This is a genomic window from Streptomyces sp. NPDC046122, assembly GCF_056429965.1.
The window spans coordinates 1-2,496 of sequence record NZ_JBWKLQ010000045.1; the positions used below are offsets into that span (position 1 = coordinate 1).

At 56.2% G+C, this 2,496-nt stretch carries 1 rRNA gene; it reads left to right on the forward strand.

The annotated features are described in order from the left end of the window. Positions 1 to 2,474: ribosomal RNA gene (locus AC07FK_RS34075) — 23S ribosomal RNA — on the forward strand; the annotation flags it as partial. Between the last annotated feature and the right edge of the window lie 22 nt (positions 2,475 to 2,496).

Here is a 2,496-nt window from a genome sequence, read left to right on the forward strand (position 1 = left end):
GTCGTGACTGCGTGCCTTTTGAAGAATGAGCCTGCGAGTTAGCGGTGTGTAGCGAGGTTAACCCGTGTGGGGAAGCCGTAGCGAAAGCGAGTCCGAATAGGGCGATTGAGTTGCACGCTCTAGACCCGAAGCGGAGTGATCTAGCCATGGGCAGGTTGAAGCGGAGGTAAGACTTCGTGGAGGACCGAACCCACCAGGGTTGAAAACCTGGGGGATGACCTGTGGTTAGGGGTGAAAGGCCAATCAAACTCCGTGATAGCTGGTTCTCCCCGAAATGCATTTAGGTGCAGCGTCGTGTGTTTCTTGCCGGAGGTAGAGCACTGGATAGGCGATGGGCCCTACCGGGTTACTGACCTTAGCCAAACTCCGAATGCCGGTAAGTGAGAGCACGGCAGTGAGACTGTGGGGGATAAGCTCCATGGTCGAGAGGGAAACAGCCCAGAGCATCGACTAAGGCCCCTAAGCGTACGCTAAGTGGGAAAGGATGTGGAGTCGCAGAGACAACCAGGAGGTTGGCTTAGAAGCAGCCACCCTTGAAAGAGTGCGTAATAGCTCACTGGTCAAGTGATTCCGCGCCGACAATGTAGCGGGGCTCAAGCGTACCGCCGAAGTCGTGTCATTCACACATATATCCCCAACGGGAGTGTGGATGGGTAGGGGAGCGTCGTGTGCCGGGTGAAGCAGCCGCGGAAGCGAGTTGTGGACGGTTCACGAGTGAGAATGCAGGCATGAGTAGCGATACACACGTGAGAAACGTGTGCGCCGATTGACTAAGGGTTCCTGGGTCAAGCTGATCTGCCCAGGGTAAGTCGGGACCTAAGGCGAGGCCGACAGGCGTAGTCGATGGACAACCGGTTGATATTCCGGTACCCGCTTTGAAACGCCCAGTATCGAATCCATTAATGCTAAGGCCGTGAAGCCGTTCCGGACCCTTCGGGGAAAGGAAAGTGGTGGAGCCGCCGGCCCAAGGTGGTAGTAGGTAAGCGATGGGGTGACGCAGGAAGGTAGTCCAGCCCGGGCGGTGGTTGTCCCGGGGTAAGGGTGTAGGCCGAGGGGTAGGCAAATCCGTCCCTCATTAAGGCTGAGACCTGATGCCGAGCCGATTGTGGTGAAGTGGATGATCCTATGCTGTCGAGAAAAGCCTCTAGCGAGTTTCATGGCGGCCCGTACCCTAAACCGACTCAGGTGGTCAGGTAGAGAATACCGAGGCGTTCGGGTGAACTATGGTTAAGGAACTCGGCAAAATGCCCCCGTAACTTCGGGAGAAGGGGGGCCATCACTGGTGATTGGATTTACTCCATGAGCTGGGGGTGGCCGCAGAGACCAGCGAGAAGCGACTGTTTACTAAAAACACAGGTCCGTGCGAAGCCGTAAGGCGATGTATACGGACTGACGCCTGCCCGGTGCTGGAACGTTAAGGGGACCGGTTAGTGCGCTTTCGGGCGTGCGAAGCTGAGAACTTAAGCGCCAGTAAACGGCGGTGGTAACTATAACCATCCTAAGGTAGCGAAATTCCTTGTCGGGTAAGTTCCGACCTGCACGAATGGCGTAACGACTTCTCGACTGTCTCAACCATAGGCCCGGTGAAATTGCACTACGAGTAAAGATGCTCGTTTCGCGCAGAAGGACGGAAAGACCCCGGGACCTTTACTACAGTTTGATATTGGTGTTCGGTTCGGCTTGTGTAGGATAGGTGGGAGACTGTGAAGCATGCACGCCAGTGTGTGTGGAGTCAATCTTGAAATACCACTCTGGTCGTGCTGGATGTCTAACCTCGGTCCGTGATCCGGATCAGGGACAGTGTCTGATGGGTAGTTTAACTGGGGCGGTTGCCTCCTAAAGAGTAACGGAGGCGCCCAAAGGTTCCCTCAGCCTGGTTGGCAATCAGGTGTTGAGTGTAAGTGCACAAGGGAGCTTGACTGTGAGACCGACGGGTCGAGCAGGGACGAAAGTCGGGACTAGTGATCCGGCAGTGGCTTGTGGAAGCGCTGTCGCTCAACGGATAAAAGGTACCCCGGGGATAACAGGCTGATCTTCCCCAAGAGTCCATATCGACGGGATGGTTTGGCACCTCGATGTCGGCTCGTCGCATCCTGGGGCTGGAGTCGGTCCCAAGGGTTGGGCTGTTCGCCCATTAAAGCGGTACGCGAGCTGGGTTTAGAACGTCGTGAGACAGTTCGGTCCCTATCCTCTGCGCGCGTAGGAATATTGAGAAGGGCTGTCCCTAGTACGAGAGGACCGGGACGGACGAACCTCTGGTGTGCCAGTTGTCCTGCCAAGGGCATGGCTGGTTGGCTACGTTCGGAAAGGATAACCGCTGAAAGCATCTAAGCGGGAAGCCTGCTTCGAGATGAGTATTCCCACCCCCTTTGAGGGGTTAAGGCTCCCAGTAGACGACTGGGTTGATAGGCCAGATGTGGAAGCCCGGTAACGGGTGGAGCTGACTGGTACTAATAGGCCGAGGGCTTGTCCTCAGTTGCTCGCGTCCACTGTGTT